We start from the raw sequence: 15,970 nt of genomic DNA on the forward strand, positions 1-15,970 counted from the left end.
AGAGACGCGGGCGGGACAGCGGAAGGCCCGCCGGCGGAAGCCGGCGGGCCTTCTGCGCAGTTGGTCGGGCTCACATGCTGGCGACGTCGCCCTGCTTGGCGCGGACGGCCTCGGCGGCCTCCTTCAGCGCGGCCAGCTCGTCGGCGTCCAGGTCGGTCTCGACGACCCGCTTCACGCCCTCGGCGCCGATCTCGGCCTCGACGCCCAGGTAGACGCCGGAGATGCCGTACTCGCCGTCGACCCAGGCGCAGACCGGCATGACCTCGCCGGAGTCCTCGGCCACTGCCTTCGCCATCCGGGCCGCGGCGGCGGACGGGGCGTAGTACGCCGAACCGGTCTTGAGCAGCGCGACGACCTCGGCGCCACCGTTGCGGGTCTTGACGACCAGCTCCTCGATCTGCTCGGCCGGCATGACGTCACGCAGCGGCTTGCCGTTCACGGTGCTCTTGGACGGCACCGGGACCATCGTGTCGCCGTGCGAGCCGAGCGTCAGGGTCCGTACCGACTTCACCGGTACGCTCAGCGCCTCGGCGACGAAGTTGGTGAAGCGGGCGGTGTCCAGCATGCCGGCCTGGCCGAGCACCCGGTTGCGCGGGAACTGGGTGGCGAGCTGGGCCAGCGCGGTCATCTCGTCGAGCGGGTTGGACACCACGATGACGACGGCGTTCGGCGCGTACTTGGCGACGTTCTCGGAGACCTGCCGGACGATCTTGGCGTTGGTCTCCAGCAGGTCCATCCGGCTCATGCCGGGCTTGCGCGGCAGGCCGGCGGTGATGACGACCACGTCCGAGCCCTCGATGGCGTCGTAGCCCTCGCCGTTCGGGCCGGTGGTGACGCCGACAACCTTGGTCTCGAAGCCCTCGACCGCGCGGGACTGGTTGAGGTCGAGCGCGAGACCCGCCGGCTTGCCCTCCACGATGTCGGTGATCACGACGGTGTCGAAGACGTCGTACTCGGCCAGGCGCTGTGCGGTGGTCGAGCCGTAGAAGCCGGCGCCGACGACAGTGACCTTCTTACCCATGGTCGTCCCACTCCCTGATCCCAGTCGGTTTTCCGGACCGTATCAGCCATCCTGGCACCGATCGGGCCAGGGGCGGACGGTTATGACCTGGGTGGGTGTCAGCCCGCCCGCTCGGCCCGTTCGACCACGTTGGTGAGCAGCATCGCCCGGGTCATCGGACCGACGCCGCCGGGCATCGGCACGAGCTTGCCGGCGACCTCGGCGACCTCCGGGTCGACGTCGCCGGTGTAGCGGCCCTTGCCGTCGTCGCCGATCACGCGCGTGATGCCGACGTCGACCACTGTCGCGCCCGGGTTGACCATGTCGGCGGTGAGCAAACCCGGTACGCCGGCGGCGACGATGACGACGTCGGCGGCGCGGGTGTGCGCGGCGAGGTCGAGCGTGCCGGTGTGGCAGAGCGTCACCGTGGCGTTCTCGCTGCGCCGGGTCAGCAGCAGGCCCAGCGGACGGCCGACCGTGTTGCCCCGGCCGACGACGGCCACGTTCGCGCCGCGCAGCGGCACGTCGTGGCGGCGCAGCAGCTCCACGATGCCGCGCGGGGTGCAGGGCAGCGGCGCGTCGTACCCGAGGACGAGCCGGCCCAGGTTGACCGGGTGCAGCCCGTCGGCGTCCTTGTCCGGGTCGATCGACTCCAGCGCGCGCTGGGTGTCGAGGTGCCCGGGGAGCGGGAGCTGGACGATGTAGCCGTGGCAGGCCGGGTCGGCGTTCAGCTCGGCCAGAGCCGCGTCGAGCTGCTCCTGGGTGGCGTCTGCGGGCAGCGTGACCCGCAGCGAGGCGATGCCGACCTCGGCGCAGTCGCGGTGCTTGCCGTTGACGTACGCCTGGGAGCCGGGGTCCTCCCCGACCAGCACCGTGCCGAGGCCGGGGGTGATGCCGCGTTCCGCGAGCGCCTTGACCCGGGCCCGTAGCTCGTCCTTGATCTCCGCCGCGGTGGCCTTGCCGTCCAGGATCGTCGCCGTCACGTCGTGATCGTCTCACGCCCGCTGGCGGGCCCGGACGACGACGGCCGACGATCACGCTGCGCAACGTGCGCTAAGTCACGGAGAGTCACCAATCACGGTGACGCCGCAGCCCGGTCACACCCGGACGGGCAGGGACCGGACAGCGGGAACAGCCGTCGCAGACCGCCCGGCCACGCGCGGACCGGAACAGAGGCAACCAGGAAAGAACCAGGCAGGAGCGAGGTTTAGCACGCGCGAGCGGCAACGACAAGACAGGGCGAACACGATCCGTCATCGATCAACCACGCGCCAGTTGTCGATGGGCCGAACCGCGACCTACCGTTACCGCTCGTTGCGCAGAGTCACCCAACGTCGGGACGACCGCGCAGCGTGAGGAGATGAGGAGACCCCATGCGTGTTCGTAGGCTCGCGGCCTGGGCCGCGCTCCCGCTCGCGGTGACGCTCGGCCTGACGGCCTGCGGCTCGGGCGGCGGCAGCGGCGGTGCCGGCAACCCCGACGCGGCCGTGCGGATCGAGATCGCCGAGCCGCAGCACCTGGTGCCCACAAACACCAACGAGACGAGCGGCTCCCAGGTCCTGTCGGCCCTGTTCAGCCCGCTCGTCGACTACGACGAGGCGAACAAGCCGCACGAGGTGGCGGCGGACTCGGTGACGACGTCGGACAACAAGGTCTGGACGATCAAGCTGAAGCCCGGCTACACGTTCCACAACGGCGAGAAGGTCACCGTCGACAACTACATCGACGCCTGGAACTACGGCGCGTACGCCCCGAACGGCCAGAACTCCAGCTACTTCTTCGAGAAGGTGGCCGGCTACGACGACCTCCAGGGCGAGACGCCGAAGGCGAAGACGCTCAGCGGCCTGCAGAAGGTCGACGACCTGACCTTCACCGTGACGCTCAACGAGCCGTACGTGGACTTCAAGTCGATGCTCGGCTACACCGCCTTCTACCCGCTGCCCAAGGCGGCCTTCTCCGCGCCGGGCGTGCTGGCCGAGGGCTACGAGCAGGCCCCGATCGGTCAGGGCCCGTTCAAGATGAAGGGCAGCTGGCAGCACGACGCCAAGGTCGAGGTGGAGCGCTACGACGCCTTCCCGGGCCAGCAGCCCAAGGTCGCCGGTGTCGAGTTCCGCATCTACCAGCAGCCGACCGCCGCGTACGCGGACGTGCTGTCGGACAACCTCGACGTGATCAAGACGATCCCGACCGAGAACCTGTCCACCGCCGCGACCGACCTGGGCGACCGCTACCAGGAGAGCCCGGCCTCCTCGCTGCAGGTGCTGGCCTTCCCGACGTTCCAGGAGGAGTTCAGCAAGCCCGAGGTGCGCAAGGCCATCTCGATGGCGATCGACCGGGACGAGATCACCAAGTCGATCTTCAAGGACTCGCAGCGGCCGGCCCGCTCGTTCGTCTCGCCGGTGGTCGCCGGCTACCGGGAGAACACCATCGGCACCGCGGGCGCGTTCGACCCGGTCAAGGCCAAGGCCATGTACGAGGCCGCGGGCGGCCCGAAGAAGATCGAGCTGTCCTACAACGGCGACGGCGGCCACAAGGACTGGATCGACGCCACCTGTAACCAGCTCAAGGCCAACCTGGGCGTGGACTGCGTCGGCACCGCCGAGCCGAAGTTCGCGGACCTGCTGACCAAGGTCAAGAAGAAGCAGCCGGTCGGCCTGTTCCGGATGGGCTGGGTCATGGACTACCCGTCCATGGAGAACTACCTCGGCCCGCTGTACAGCAGCACCGGCTCGTCGAACTACTACGGCTACAGCAACCCGGAGTTCGACAAGCTGCTCGCCGAGGGCGCCCGCGCGGCGACCGAGGACGAGGCGATCAAGAAGTACCAGGCGGCGGAGGACCTGCTCGCGCAGGACATGCCGGTGATCCCGCTACGGTACGGGCAGAACAACTTCGGCCACTCGACCAAGGTCAAGAACGTCCACGTGGACCTCTTCGACCGGGTGGACCTGCTGAAGATCGAACTCGCCTGACACCCTGCTGACGGGCCGGGCCACCCCCACCGGGTGGCCCGGCCCTGGCATTGGCCCGCATTTGCGCCGTTTTCGGCAGACTTGCCAGCATGCTCCGCTTCATCCTGCGGCGACTCCTGCAGATGGTCCTCGCCTTCTTCGGGACCACTCTGATCGTCTACGCGCTGATGTTCGCCGGGCAGGGCGACCCGATCCAGGCCCTCGCCGGGGAGCGGCCGGTGACCCCCGCGCAGCGGGCCTACCTGACCGAGAAGTACCACCTGGACGCGACAGGGGTCGGCGGCTTCTTCTACCGCTACTTCAACTACCTCGGCGGTCTGGTCCAGGGTGACCTCGGGCAGTCGCTGACCGGGCGGCAGATCAGCGACATCCTCGCCGCCGCCTGGCCGGTCACCCTCAAGCTGGCGGTGATCGCGATGGCGGTCACGGTGATCTTCGGAGTCACCGCCGGCGTGATCGCGGCCATCCGCCGCTCCGGCGTGTTCGACCACGCCACGCTCGTGCTCACGCTGCTGGTGCTCGGCATACCCACCATCGTGCTCGCGCCGCTGGCGCAGTACTTCCTCGGCGTACGCTGGCCGATCTTCCCGCCCACCGCCGGAGCGCAACCCTCCTTCTACGCGCTGCTGCTGCCCGGCATCGTGCTCGGCTCGCTGTCCCTGGCCACCGCGCTGCGGCTGACCCGTACCTCGGTGACCGAGAACCTGCGCGCCGACTACGTCCGCACCGCCCGCTCGAAGGGCCTGCGGCGACGCCGCATCGTCGGCGTGCACGTGCTGCGCAACTCGCTCATCCCGGTGATCACCTTCCTCGGCGTCGAGCTGGGCAACCTGATGGGCGGCGCGATCATCACCGAGGGCGTGTTCAACGTGCCCGGCGTCGGCTTCAACCTGTTCCGCGGCATCCGCACCGAGGACGGCCCCCTGGTGGTCGGCATCGTCAGCGTGCTCGTCGTGGTCTACCTGCTCTCCAACCTGGTGGTGGACGTGCTCTACGCCGTCCTCGACCCGAGGATCCGCTATGAGTGACTTCGAGACGGTGGCGGCCACCGAGAACCAGGCGGCGCGGCGCGGCGTCTCCGGCGAACCGGGCACGCCCGGCCGGGCCGGGCGCCCCGACCGGGCCCGCAGCCTGGCCGGGGACGCGTGGCGGGACCTGCGCCGCAACCCGGTCTTCTGGATCAGCCTGCTCCTGGTGGTGCTCGTCGCCGCGATGGCGGTGGCCCCCGGGCTGTTCGCCGCGAACGACCCGCGCGACTGCGTGCTCTCCCGCCAGCACGCCGGGCCGTCCGGCGGGGCCATCTTCGGGTACGACTTCCAGGGCTGCGACACGTTCGCCCGCGCGGTCTACGGCGCCCGCGCCTCACTGCTGGTGGGGGCGCTCTCCGCGCTGATCACCGGCGTGATCGCGCTCGTCGTCGGGATGCTCGCCGGCTACTTCGGCGGCTGGGTCGACGCGGTGCTCTCCCGGGTGATCGACATCGTGCTCGGCATCCCGCTGCTGCTCGCCGCGATCGTGCTGCTCAAGCGGGTCAGCACCAGCGGCGACACGGTACGGCTGTTCGCGGTGATCTTCGTGCTGGCGCTGCTCGGGTGGACCACAGCGGCCCGGGTGGTCCGCTCCTCGGTGATCACCGCCCGGGAGCAGGACTACGTTGCCGCAGCCCGGATGCTGGGGGCCGGCAACGGTCGGATCATGTGGCGGCACATCCTGCCGAACGCGCTCGCCCCGGCCATCGTGGTGCTCACCATCGCGCTCGGCTCGTTCATCGCGGCCGAGGCGACGCTGAGCTTCCTCGGCATCGGCCTGAAGGCGCCGACCATCTCCTGGGGCATCGACATCGACGCCGGGCGGGTGCACATGCGCGAGTCGGCGACGCCGCTGATCGTACCGTCGGCCTTCCTCGCCCTGACCGTGCTCGCCTTCATCATGCTCGGCGACGCGATCCGCGACGCCTTCGACCCGAAGCTGCGGTGACAACCCATGACCCAGTCGTCGGCCCGGCCCACGCCGGCCTCGCCCACCCCGCCGGGCGGGCACCTGCTGGAGGTACGGGACCTGCACGTCGAGTTCCGCACCCGCGAGGGCGTGGCCCGGGTCATCAACGGGGTGACGTACCACCTGGACGCCGGGGAGACGCTCGCGGTGCTCGGCGAGTCCGGCTCCGGCAAGTCCGTCACCGCCCAGGCGATCATGGGCATCCTGGACACCCCGCCCGCGTACGTGCGCGGCGGGCAGATCCTCTACCAGGGGCGGGACCTGCTGACCCGGCCGGAGGAGGAACGCCGTCAGATCCGGGGCACCGAGATCGCGATGATCTTCCAGGACGCGCTGTCGGCGTTGAACCCGGTCTTCCCGGTCGGCTGGCAGATCGGCGAGTCGCTGCGCGAACGGGCCGGGATGTCCCGGGCCGACGCGCGCAGGCGCACGATCGAGCTGATGGACCTGGTCCGGATCCCGGCCGCGGCGAAGCGGCTCGGCGACTACCCGCACCAGTTCTCCGGCGGCATGCGCCAGCGGGTCATGATCGCCATGGCGCTGGCTCTCGACCCGAAGGTGCTGATCGCCGACGAGCCGACCACCGCGCTGGACGTGACGGTGCAGGCGCAGATCATGGACCTCCTGGCCGACCTGCGCCGCGACCTCGGCACGGCGCTCATCCTGATCACCCACGACCTGGGCGTGGTCGCCGGTGTCGCGGACCGGATCGCGGTCATGTACGCGGGCCGCATCGTCGAGCACGCCGACGTGCACGCGCTGTACCGGGCGCCGGCCCACCCGTACACGAAGGGGTTGCTGGAGTCGATCCCGCGCCTGGACGTGCGCGGCCAGGAGCTGTCGAGCATCCGCGGCCTGCCGCCGAACCTGATGGCGATCCCCTCCGGCTGCCCGTTCCACCCCCGGTGCCCGTACGTCCAGCAGGTCTGTGTGGACGAGGTGCCGCACGACCTGGTGCTCGGCGACGGGCGGACCAGCGCGTGCCACTTCGCGCAGGAGGTGCACGATGACAGCGCCGGCTGACGCCACGAAGGTGCGCGGCGAGACCATCCTCTCCGTCGACCACCTGGTCAAGCACTTCCCGATCAGCCAGGGCGTGCTGTTCAAGAAGACCATCGGCCAGGTCAAGGCGGTCGACGGCGTCTCGTTCGAGCTGCGGCGCGGCGAGACGCTCGGCGTGGTCGGCGAGTCCGGCTGCGGCAAGTCCACGCTGGCCCGGCTGCTGATGCGCCTGGAGACGCCCACCGCCGGGCGGGTCACGCTGGAGGGCCGGGACCTGCTCCGGGCCGGCGGGGCGGACCTGCGCCGGCTGCGCCGCAACATGCAGATGGTGATGCAGGACCCGTACACCTCGCTGAACCCGCGGATGACTGTCGGCGACATCGTCGGCGAGCCGTTCGAGATCCACCCGGAGGTGGCGCCGAAGCGCAGCCGGCGGCAGCGGGTGCAGGAGCTGCTGGACGTGGTCGGGCTCAACCCGGAACACGTCAACCGGTACCCGCACCAGTTCTCCGGCGGCCAGCGGCAGCGCATCGGCATCGCCCGGGCGCTCGCGCTGCGGCCCGAGATCATCGTCTGCGACGAGCCGGTGTCGGCGCTCGACGTCTCCATCCAGGCCCAGGTGATCAACCTGTTGGAGCAGCTCCAGGACGAGTTCGGGCTGTCGTACATCTTCATCGCCCACGACCTGTCGGTGGTGCGGCACATCTCCGACCGGGTCGCGGTGATGTACCTGGGCCGGATCGTCGAGATCGGCACCGAGGAGCAGATCTACCAGCGGGCCACCCACCCGTACACCCAGGCGCTGCTGTCGGCGGTCCCGGTGCCCGATCCGGAGGCCCGCGACCGGCAGACCATCATCCGGCTCAGCGGCGACGTGCCCAGCCCGGCCGACCCGCCGTCCGGCTGCCACTTCCGGACCCGCTGCTGGAAGGCCGAGGAGGTCTGCGCGGTCCAGGACCCGCAGACCGTGCCCCGGGCGGCGGACCCGCACCCCAGCGCCTGCCACTTCGCCGAGGTCCGCACCGACGTGTGAGCGCGACGAAGGCCCCGTCCCCCGGAGGAAGAGGGGGCGGGGCCTCCGCTGCGGCGGGTTGGGCGTGGACCCGGGGCGATCCCGGCGGCGTTGAGGCGCGCCGCCGTACGTGATCGGTGTCCCGCGACGGACCGCCGGGTCGACGCGGCGGTCCGGTGCGGCTCGGGTGAGGTGTCCCGGCGTGCGGGTCCCGGGTCCGGCGTGGCTCAGGCGGCCGGCGGGGCGCGCGCGGCGAGCGGGCCGCGCGGCGGCAGCGGCACGACCGGCGGCCGGGGCGCGGGCACGACGGGTTCCGGCACGGCCGGACCGGCCACGCGCGGGAGCCCGGCCGGGGCCAGGTCGTCCGGTCCGTCGGCGTAGCCGAGGCCGCCGCCGTGGTCGTGCCACGGCCCGGCGGCAAGCCCCGACCAGGAGATTCCGGGGTACGCGGTACGCAGCGCGACCGGGCTCGTTCCGGCGGCCGGCGCGGCGGCGAGCGTTCCGGCAGGTGGCGCGGCGACGGCGGGCGCGGCGGCCGATCCCAGTCCGGCCAGGACGAAGGCCAGCGTGACGACGACGGCGGTCAACCGGTCGCGAACGCGCATGGCACACCTGCCGGTCTCACGGGCGGCGGAGACGGTCGATCGTCGCCGCGCACACGCTAGCAACCGGTTCCGGCGGCGGGCAACGGCCCGGCGTCCGGGTGCGTCCGTCGGGTGGACGACCGACGCACCCGGGCGATTACGGCCTGGTCAGTGGAAGAAGTGCCGCGTCCCGGTCAGGTACATGGTGACGCCGGCCGCCTTGCAGGCCGCGATGGTCTCCTCGTCCCGGATCGAGCCGCCCGGCTGGACGATCGCCCGTACCCCGGCGTCGATGAGGATCTGCGGGCCGTCGGCGAACGGGAAGAACGCGTCGGAGGCGCAGACCGAGCCGCGGGCCCGCTCGTCGCCGGCGCGGCTGACCGCCAGCCGCGCCGAGTCCACCCGGTTGACCTGACCCATGCCGACGCCGACGGTGGCGCCGTCGCGGGCCAGCAGGATCGCGTTGCTCTTGACCGCGCGGACCGCCCGCCAGGCGAACGCCAGGTCGCGCAGCGTCGCGGAGTCGGCCGGGTCGCCGGTGGCCAGCGTCCAGCCGGACGGGTCGTCGCCGGGCGCGTCGACGGCGTCCCGCGACTGCACCAGCACGCCGCCGCTGACCTGCCGCCACTCGGCGGGCCGCACAGCGAACTCGGGCGCCCGCAGCAGGCGGAGGTTCTTCTTGGCCCGCAGCAGCTCCAGCGCGTCCTCGTCGAAGCCGGGCGCCACCAGCACCTCGGTGAAGATCTCCGCGACCTGGCCGGCCATCGCCGCGTCGACCGGCCGGTTCACCGCGATCACCCCGCCGAACGCGGAGACCGGATCGCAGGCGTGCGCCTTGCGGTGCGCCTCGGCCACGTCCGCGCCGACCGCGATGCCACACGGGTTGGCGTGCTTGATGATCGCCACCGCCGGCTGGTCCGGGAAGTCGTTGGCGGCCCGCCAGGCGGCGTCCGCGTCGACGTAGTTGTTGTAGGACATCTCCTTGCCGTGCAGCTGCTCGGCCTGGGCCAGCCCGGCCGGCGCGCCCGGATCGGTGTAGAGCGCCGCCGCCTGGTGCGGGTTCTCGCCGTACCGCAGCACGGCCTGGCGGCGCAGCGCCAGCCCGGCGAACTGCGGCCAGCCGTCCTCGGCCGGCGCCACGGTGGTGGCGAACCAGTCGGCCACCGCCACGTCGTAGTCGGCGATGTCGGCGAAGGCCCGGGCGGCGAGCGCCCGGCGCTGGGCGATCGTGAAACCGCCGTCGGCGAGCGCGGCCACCACCGCCGGGTACGCGGCCGGGTCGGTCACCACCGCGACCGAGGCGTGGTTCTTCGCCGCGGCCCGCACCATCGCCGGGCCGCCGATGTCGATCTGCTCGACACACTCTTCGGTGTCGGCGCCGGAGGCGACGGTGGCCTGGAACGGGTAGAGGTTGGAGACCAGCAGGTCGATGCCGGCGATGCCGTGCTCGTCGAGCTGGGCGGCGTGCGCGTCCTTGCGCAGGTCGGCGAGGAGACCACCGTGGATCTTCGGGTGCAGCGTCTTGACCCGCCCGTCGAGGATCTCCGGGAAGCCGGTGACCTGCTCGACCGGCGTGACCGGCACCCCGGCGCCGGAGATCGTCGACGCGGTGCTCCCGGTCGACACGATCTCCACGCCGGCCCCGTGCAGGGCGCGGGCCAGCTCGGCCAGGCCGGTCTTGTCGTAGACGCTGACCAGCGCGCGCCGGATCGGGCGGCGGCCGGCGTCCTCAGTGGCGTTCACGGGATGGTGACCTTTCTTCCGGTGATCGTCCAGCCTTCACGGACCAGGCGGCCGACCTGCTCGACGAGCTGGCGCCGCTCGGCGGACTTGATGCGCTCGGTGAGCGTGTCCTCGTCGTCGCCGTCGAGCACCGGCACGGCGACCTGGGCCACGATCGGCCCGGTGTCCATCCCGGCGTCGACGAAGAACAGCGTGGCCCCGGTGACCTTCACGCCGTACGCCAGCGCGTCACGGGGGCCGTGGATGCCGGGGAACGCCGGCAGCAGCGTGTTGTGCGTGTTGAGGTAGCGGTCGCCGAACGCGGCCAGGAACTCCGGCCCGACCAGCTTGAGGAACCCGGCGCTGATGACCAGGTCCGGCCGGTGCTCGGCGACCCGCGCGGTGAGCGCCTTGTCCCAGTCGGCGCGGGTGGGGTGGTCCTTGACACGCTCGACGAAGGACGGCACGCCGGCGGCGGCGGCCCGGTCCAGGCCGGCGATCCCGTCCCGGTCGGCGCCGACGGCGACGACCCGGGCGCCGAAGCCGGGGTCGGCGGTGGCGTCCAGCAGCGCCTGGAGGTTGCTGCCGGAACCGGAGACGAGGACGACGAGGCGGGCGACGGACGCGGGCTCGGTCACGCGGCAACCCTATCGGGCAGGTCAGGCGCCCCGGCCTCGGGGCAGCGGCTCAACGGTTGACCTCCCGGGTGGCGTGCTCGCGGTACGCTGCCGGTCGCCCGGTGTCCGGCCTCGCGCCCGGCCCGCACCCCACGAAGAATCCGGCACGCCGCGTGCCGTCGGACCGAGGAGTACGTCGCATGCAGCCCGGATACCCCCCGCAGCAGCCACAGCAGATCGACAACAACATGACGATGTCCATCGTCGCGATCTTCCTGTTCTGGCCGCTCGCGATCCCGGCCATCATCAACGCGTCGAAGGTCAACCCGCTGATCCAGCAGGGCGACTACGCCGGCGCCCAGGCTGCCGCCGCCGAGTCCAAGAAGTGGTCCAAGTGGGCCCTCATCGCCGGCCTGGCCTGGATCGCCATCATCGTGGTGGGATGTTGCCTCCTCGGCGGCCTGGCTGGTATCGCCGGCAACAGCGGCAGCAACTGACGCACAACCGAACCGAACCTGAGGAGCACCCAGACATGCAGCCCGGTTACCCCGGCCAGGACCCGTACGGCCAGCAGCCGAACCAGGACCCGACCGCTCAGCCGAACGACCCGTACGCCCAGCCGCCGCAGGCCCCGCAGTACGGCCAGCAGCCGCAGTACGGCCAGCAGCCGACGTCGGGCCAGCCGTACGGCCAGCCCACCTCGGGTCAGCCCGCCTACGGCCAGGACCCGTACGCGCAGCAGCAGCCGCCGTACGGTGCCGCGCCGCAGTACCCGACCGCCGGCTACCCGGCCGGCCCGGCGCAGGGTCAGGGCCAGAACAACACCATGGGCCTGGCCGGCATGATCGTCGGCATCGCCTCGATCGTGCTCGGCCTGTGCTGCCCGCTGCTGGGTGTCCCGGCCGGCATCGTGGCGGTCGTCCTCGGCGTGCTCGGCCAGAAGAAGGTCCAGGCGGGCGAGGCCAGCAACGCCGGCCAGGCGCGGGCCGCCCTGATCTGCGGCGCCGTCGGCGTGGTCGTCGGCATCGTCAGCGCCATCGCGGGCGCTGCGATCAACATGAACAACTTCGGCGCCTGACCGTCGTTCGAACGAGGGGCGTCCGGCGACCGCCGGGCGCCCCTCGCGCGTCTCTCTCCCCGCGCGGCGCCGGACGGATCAGCGGGGCGCCGGGGTGGCGCGGGGCGGGGGTGCCGGACGCGCCGGGCGGGTCAGGGTGCGGGTGGCGGCCGCGCCGAGTACCGCGCCCACCGCGATCACCAGGGTGGCCACCACCGCCACCGGCCAGGGCGACGGGCCGACCTCGGCCAGCCGTCCGCCGCCGAGCGGCCCGCCGGAGACCGCCGCGACCAGCCCCAGCAGCACGCCGGCCACCGGTCCGGCGAGCGCGGCCGGCCCGAGCAGCGCCGGCCAGGCCACATCGGCCCGTTCCTCGGCGGCCGCCCGGATCAGCCGCCGGGCCAGGAGCCAGCCGGCCGCCATCGCGGCCAGCACCGGCACCGCGAGCAGCGCGGCGCCGAGCCCGTCCATCGGGCCGCGCGGCAGGCCGGCCAGCAACGGTACGGCCGGCAGCGCGCCGACCGACACCTCACTCGTGCGGACGGCGGTGTCGGTGCCGACGGCGAACCCGGGACCGAGCAGGTAGCTGGCCGACCAGGCGATGGCGTTCGGCGCGTACGCGAGGCTGACCAGGGTGATGCCGGCCTGACCGGCCACCCCGGTCCGGTAGGCGCCGATCATGTCGGCCGCGTCGCCGCCGCCGGTGGCCACCGCCAGTCCGGCCGCCCCCGCGCCCGCGCCGAGCAGCAGCAGCGCCGCGACCAGGCCGGTACGCAGGCCGTCGCGCAGCGGCGGTGGGCAGCGCGCGGTCAGCAGCGCCCAGACGCCTGTGGTGCGCAGCGCCCCGACCAGGGCGGCCGGCACGCCGAACGCGGCGAACGTGAGCGCGGCGGTGACCGGGGAGACCCGCAGCCCGCCCGCGTCGACGGCGAACGCGGCGAGCGCGCCGAGCAGCGCGTACGCGATCCCGACGGCGGCCGCGACGGTGAGCGCCTGGCGGGGCGAGCCGGCCCCGCGCGCGCCGACGGCCCGGCTGACGTGCACGCCGGCGCGGGTGAGCCGCCAGACGGCGAGCGCGCTCAGCGCGAGCGGGATCAGGCCCAGCGGCCCGGCTGTGGTCTGCAGCGGCACGCCGTGCCCGAGCAGCCAGCCGGCCAGGCCGGCGCGCAGCGCGCCACCGAGCGAGCCGGCGTCCTCGCTGAGCTGGGCCAGGCCCAGCACGACGGAGACCGGCAGCCACGAGGTCAGCGCGGCCCAGAGCGCCGCCACCCCGGCCGCGACGGGCAACGGCGCCCGGCTGCGCGGCTCCTCGCCCGAGCGCGGCGCGGGCACCCGCGCGGCCGGGCGGGCGCGGCCGGGTGGCCGTTCCCCGGCGCGGGGACCGGAAGCCGGACGGCGTGGCTGGTCAGGGGTGACACGTGACATCGGGTCTACTCTGGCACGCCGCGGGAAGGACGGCAGTCCGATACCGGGTCGGCAGCGCGGCGAGTTCGTCGAACCCCCGCCTCAGCGGTGGTCATCCGGTCTAGCCTCGGCCTCAGACGCGACCATTCCCGTCGCGGCGCCTACCGTTCGGAGGAAGCCGTGCACGCTCCGTATCCGCCACCACCACCGCCGCCGCCGGCCGTCGGCCGGGACCGGACCACGCTCTGGGGCGTCCTCGGCATCGTCTTCGGCCTGTTCTGCTGCGGCATCCTGGGCATCGTCTTCGGCGCGCTGTCGATCCGCGACGCGCGGCGCAACGGCAAGTCGCAGCTGCTCGGCTGGCTGGCCATCGCGTTCGGTGTGATCAACATCGTCGCCAGCGCCATCGTGCGGGCCCGGGGCAACTCGTACTACCCGTACTGGTACCGCTGAACGCGAGGGGGCCGGCCGGTTCCCCGGTCGGCCCCCTCGGCGCGTGGTACGGCCGCTCAGCGGCCGGACATGAGCTCCCGCATCAGGTTGGCGGTCTCGGTCGGGGTCTTGCCGACCTTGACGCCCACCGCCTCCAGCGCCGCCTTCTTGGCGTCGGCGGTGCCCGCCGAGCCCGAGATGATCGCGCCGGCGTGACCCATGGTCTTGCCGGGCGGGGCGGTGAAGCCGGCGATGTAGCCGACCACCGGCTTGGTGACGTTGGCCTTGATGAACTCGGCCGCCCGCTCCTCGGCGTCGCCGCCGATCTCACCGATCATGACGATCGCGTCGGTCTCCGGGTCCGCCTCGAAGGCGGCCAGGGCGTCGATGTGGGTGGTGCCGATGATCGGGTCACCGCCGATGCCGACGCAGGTGGAGAAGCCGATGTCGCGCAGCTCGTACATCATCTGGTAGGTCAGCGTGCCGCTCTTGCTGACCAGGCCGATGCGGCCGGAGCCGGTGATGTCGGCCGGGATGATGCCGGCGTTGGACGCGCCCGGCGAGGCGATGCCCGGGCAGTTCGGGCCGATGATCCGGGTGCGCTCGCCCTTGGACTTGTTGTACGCCCAGAACGCGGCGGTGTCGTGCACCGGCACGCCCTCGGTGATCACCACGGCCAGGTCGATGCCGGCGTCGATCGCCTCGACCACGGCGGCCTTGGTGAACTGCGGCGGCACGAAGATGACTGTGACGTCCGCGCCGGTGGACTTCATCGCGTCCGCGACGGACGCGAAGACGGGCAGCTCGGTGCCGTCGAAGTCGACGGTGGTGCCGGCCTTGCGCGGGTTCACGCCGCCGACCACGTTGGTGCCGGCGGCGAGCATCCGCCGGGTGTGCTTGGAACCCTCGGAACCGGTCATCCCCTGCACGATGACCTTGGAGTCCTTGGTCAGCCAGATAGCCATTGTCAGACCCCCGCAGCTGCCAGCTCGGCGGCCCGCTCGGCCGCGCCGTCCATGGTGTCGACCCGCTGGATCAGCGGGTTGGCCGCGCCGTCGAGGATCGCCCGACCGGCCTCGGCGTTGTTGCCGTCGAGACGGACGACGAGCGGCTTGGTGGCCTTCTCGCCGCGCTGCTCCAGCAGCGCCAGCGCCTGCACGATGCCGTTGGCGACCGCGTCGCACGCGGTGATGCCGCCGAAGACGTTGACGAAGACGCTCTTGACCGACGGGTCGGACAGGACGATCTCCAGGCCGTTCGCCATCACCTCGGCGCTCGCGCCGCCGCCGATGTCGAGGAAGTTGGCCGGCTTGACGCCGCCGTGCCGCTCGCCCGCGTACGCGACCACGTCGAGCGTGGACATGACCAGGCCCGCGCCGTTGCCGATGATGCCGACCTCGCCGTCGAGCTTGACGTAGTTGAGGTCCTTGGCCTTGGCGGCCTGCTCCAGCGGGTCCACCGACGCCTGGTCGACCAGGGCCTCGTGGTCCGGGTGCCGGAACGCGGCGTTCTCGTCCAGCGTGACCTTGGCGTCCAGGAGCAGCAGCTTGCCGTCCTTGGTGGTGGCCAGCGGGTTCACCTCGACGAGCGTGGCGTCCTCGGCGACGAACGCCTGCCACAGCTTCACCGCGACGTCGACGACCTGGTCGGCGACCTCGGCCGGGAAGCCGGCCGCGGTGACGATCTCCCGGGCCTTCGCCTCGTCGACGCCGGTGTTGGCGTCGATCGGAGCCTTGACGACCTTCTCGGGCGTCTCGGCGGCGACCTGCTCGATGTCCATGCCGCCGGCCACGCTGGCGATGCAGAGGAAGGCGCGGTTCGCCCGGTCGAGCAGGTAAGAGAAGTAGTACTCCTCGGCCACGTCCGCGGTCACGGTGATCATGACCTTGTGGACGGTGTGACCCTTGATGTCCATGCCGAGGATGTCGGTGGCCCGGGCCACCGTCTCCTCCGCGCCCTCGGCCAGCTTCACGCCGCCGGCCTTGCCGCGGCCACCGACCTTCACCTGCGCCTTGACGACCACCCGACCGCCGAGGCGTTCGGCGATCGCGCGGGCCTCCTCCGGGGTAGTGGCGACGCCGCCGGCGAGCACGGGCAAGCCGTGCCGCTCGAACAGGTCCCGCCCCTGGTACTCGTACAGGTCCACGTTTGCGCGTCCCGTCCCGTCTCC

The 15,970-nt window shown here is 72.3% G+C and carries 16 protein-coding genes; 8 read left to right on the forward strand and 8 right to left on the reverse strand.

Going from position 1 to position 15,970, the window contains the following annotated elements:
* Window positions 1–70: 70 nt before the first annotated feature.
* Entirely contained in the window at window positions 71–1,021 is a 951-nt protein-coding gene (locus tag J3R08_RS26985; protein WP_043328370.1) for a malate dehydrogenase, read from the reverse strand.
* A 98-nt stretch (window positions 1,022–1,119) separates the two neighbouring features.
* Window positions 1,120–1,983 (reverse strand): bifunctional methylenetetrahydrofolate dehydrogenase/methenyltetrahydrofolate cyclohydrolase, encoded by an 864-nt coding sequence (locus J3R08_RS26990; RefSeq protein WP_043328369.1) that lies wholly within the window; start codon window positions 1,981–1,983, stop codon window positions 1,120–1,122.
* Window positions 1,984–2,373: 390 nt separating this feature from the next.
* Between J3R08_RS26990 and J3R08_RS26995 the strand changes: the two genes are divergently transcribed.
* From J3R08_RS26995 to J3R08_RS27015, 5 genes are all read left to right on the forward strand, one after another.
* The gene (locus J3R08_RS26995; protein WP_209963195.1) at window positions 2,374–3,972 is read left to right on the forward strand and encodes an ABC transporter substrate-binding protein; all 1,599 of its coding nucleotides are present in this window, start codon (window positions 2,374–2,376) and stop codon (window positions 3,970–3,972) included.
* Between the two features lie 89 nt (window positions 3,973–4,061).
* Window positions 4,062–5,000, forward strand: a complete 939-nt coding sequence (locus J3R08_RS27000) for an ABC transporter permease (RefSeq protein WP_043328367.1) — start codon at window positions 4,062–4,064, stop codon at window positions 4,998–5,000.
* Window positions 4,993–5,949 carry an ABC transporter permease gene (locus tag J3R08_RS27005; RefSeq protein ID WP_030501500.1) on the forward strand — a complete coding sequence of 319 codons (957 nt, stop codon included), beginning with the start codon at window positions 4,993–4,995 and terminating at the stop codon, window positions 5,947–5,949. Before J3R08_RS27000 ends, J3R08_RS27005 begins: the two co-directional genes overlap by 8 nt.
* Before the next feature lie 6 nt (window positions 5,950–5,955).
* On the forward strand, window positions 5,956–6,993 hold the full coding sequence (locus tag J3R08_RS27010) for an ABC transporter ATP-binding protein (protein ID WP_064446559.1): 1,038 nt from the start codon (window positions 5,956–5,958) through the stop codon (window positions 6,991–6,993).
* Window positions 6,977–8,005 carry an ABC transporter ATP-binding protein gene (locus J3R08_RS27015; protein WP_104114344.1) on the forward strand — a complete coding sequence of 343 codons (1,029 nt, stop codon included), beginning with the start codon at window positions 6,977–6,979 and terminating at the stop codon, window positions 8,003–8,005. The genes J3R08_RS27010 and J3R08_RS27015 overlap by 17 nt, the downstream gene beginning before the upstream one ends.
* Before the next feature lie 206 nt (window positions 8,006–8,211).
* Here the strand turns inward: J3R08_RS27015 and J3R08_RS27020 are convergent, their stop codons facing one another.
* The 3 genes from J3R08_RS27020 to purN all read right to left on the reverse strand — a co-directional run bounded on the left by J3R08_RS27020 (window position 8,212) and on the right by purN (window position 10,928).
* Window positions 8,212–8,589 carry a hypothetical protein gene (locus J3R08_RS27020; protein ID WP_209963196.1) on the reverse strand — a complete coding sequence of 126 codons (378 nt, stop codon included), beginning with the start codon at window positions 8,587–8,589 and terminating at the stop codon, window positions 8,212–8,214.
* 147 nt (window positions 8,590–8,736) lie between these two features.
* On the reverse strand, window positions 8,737–10,311 hold the full coding sequence (gene purH, locus J3R08_RS27025) for a bifunctional phosphoribosylaminoimidazolecarboxamide formyltransferase/IMP cyclohydrolase (RefSeq protein ID WP_043328363.1): 1,575 nt from the start codon (window positions 10,309–10,311) through the stop codon (window positions 8,737–8,739).
* Window positions 10,308–10,928 (reverse strand): phosphoribosylglycinamide formyltransferase, encoded by a 621-nt coding sequence (gene purN, locus J3R08_RS27030; RefSeq protein ID WP_069088272.1) that lies wholly within the window; start codon window positions 10,926–10,928, stop codon window positions 10,308–10,310. The genes purH and purN overlap by 4 nt, the downstream gene beginning before the upstream one ends.
* 179 nt (window positions 10,929–11,107) lie before the next feature.
* On the opposite strand from purN, the gene J3R08_RS27035 reads away from it, so the two are divergent.
* Complete coding sequence (locus J3R08_RS27035; RefSeq protein WP_043328361.1) at window positions 11,108–11,404, forward strand: CD225/dispanin family protein; 297 nt, start codon at window positions 11,108–11,110, stop codon at window positions 11,402–11,404.
* A gap of 35 nt (window positions 11,405–11,439) precedes the next feature.
* The gene (locus J3R08_RS27040) at window positions 11,440–11,985 is read left to right on the forward strand and encodes a DUF4190 domain-containing protein (protein ID WP_043328360.1); all 546 of its coding nucleotides are present in this window, start codon (window positions 11,440–11,442) and stop codon (window positions 11,983–11,985) included.
* 78 nt (window positions 11,986–12,063) lie between these two features.
* On the opposite strand, the gene J3R08_RS27045 is transcribed toward J3R08_RS27040, so the two are convergent.
* The gene (locus tag J3R08_RS27045; protein ID WP_043328359.1) at window positions 12,064–13,389 is read right to left on the reverse strand and encodes a DUF6350 family protein; all 1,326 of its coding nucleotides are present in this window, start codon (window positions 13,387–13,389) and stop codon (window positions 12,064–12,066) included.
* Window positions 13,390–13,548: 159 nt separating this feature from the next.
* Between J3R08_RS27045 and J3R08_RS27050 the strand changes: the two genes are divergently transcribed.
* A complete protein-coding gene (locus J3R08_RS27050) occupies window positions 13,549–13,821 on the forward strand; it encodes a DUF4190 domain-containing protein (RefSeq protein WP_209963198.1) in 273 nt (90 codons plus the stop codon).
* A 56-nt stretch (window positions 13,822–13,877) separates the two neighbouring features.
* Here J3R08_RS27050 and sucD read toward each other — a convergent pair whose 3' ends face one another.
* Together sucD and sucC are read right to left on the reverse strand one after the other, a co-directional pair.
* Window positions 13,878–14,765: a succinate--CoA ligase subunit alpha gene (sucD, locus tag J3R08_RS27055; protein ID WP_030501510.1), complete on the reverse strand. Its 888-nt coding sequence runs from the start codon at window positions 14,763–14,765 to the stop codon at window positions 13,878–13,880.
* Between the two features lie 2 nt (window positions 14,766–14,767).
* Window positions 14,768–15,946, reverse strand: coding sequence for an ADP-forming succinate--CoA ligase subunit beta (gene sucC / locus J3R08_RS27060; RefSeq protein ID WP_209963199.1), 1,179 nt, complete (start codon window positions 15,944–15,946; stop codon window positions 14,768–14,770).
* Window positions 15,947–15,970: the final 24 nt, after the last annotated feature.

It is taken from the genome of Micromonospora sp. HB375 (assembly GCF_017872985.1).
GTDB classification, from domain to species: Bacteria; Actinomycetota; Actinomycetes; order Mycobacteriales; family Micromonosporaceae; genus Micromonospora; species Micromonospora chalcea.

Excerpts from the sequence above, each read along its gene's own strand:
- J3R08_RS27040 (WP_043328360.1), top strand. The coding sequence starts at position 11,440 with ATGCAGCCCGGTTACCCCGGCCAGGACCCGTACGGCCAGCAGCCGAAC.
- J3R08_RS27000 (WP_043328367.1), top strand. The coding sequence starts at position 4,062 with ATGCTCCGCTTCATCCTGCGGCGACTCCTGCAGATGGTCCTCGCCTTC.
- J3R08_RS26995 (WP_209963195.1), top strand. The coding sequence starts at position 2,374 with ATGCGTGTTCGTAGGCTCGCGGCCTGGGCCGCGCTCCCGCTCGCGGTG.
- J3R08_RS27045 (WP_043328359.1), bottom strand. The coding sequence starts at position 13,389 with ATGTCACGTGTCACCCCTGACCAGCCACGCCGTCCGGCTTCCGGTCCC.
- J3R08_RS27015 (WP_104114344.1), top strand. The coding sequence starts at position 6,977 with ATGACAGCGCCGGCTGACGCCACGAAGGTGCGCGGCGAGACCATCCTC.
- J3R08_RS27005 (WP_030501500.1), top strand. The coding sequence starts at position 4,993 with ATGAGTGACTTCGAGACGGTGGCGGCCACCGAGAACCAGGCGGCGCGG.
- J3R08_RS27035 (WP_043328361.1), top strand. The coding sequence starts at position 11,108 with ATGCAGCCCGGATACCCCCCGCAGCAGCCACAGCAGATCGACAACAAC.
- J3R08_RS26985 (WP_043328370.1), bottom strand. The coding sequence starts at position 1,021 with ATGGGTAAGAAGGTCACTGTCGTCGGCGCCGGCTTCTACGGCTCGACC.
- sucD (WP_030501510.1), bottom strand. The coding sequence starts at position 14,765 with ATGGCTATCTGGCTGACCAAGGACTCCAAGGTCATCGTGCAGGGGATG.
- J3R08_RS27010 (WP_064446559.1), top strand. The coding sequence starts at position 5,956 with ATGACCCAGTCGTCGGCCCGGCCCACGCCGGCCTCGCCCACCCCGCCG.
- J3R08_RS27020 (WP_209963196.1), bottom strand. The coding sequence starts at position 8,589 with ATGCGCGTTCGCGACCGGTTGACCGCCGTCGTCGTCACGCTGGCCTTC.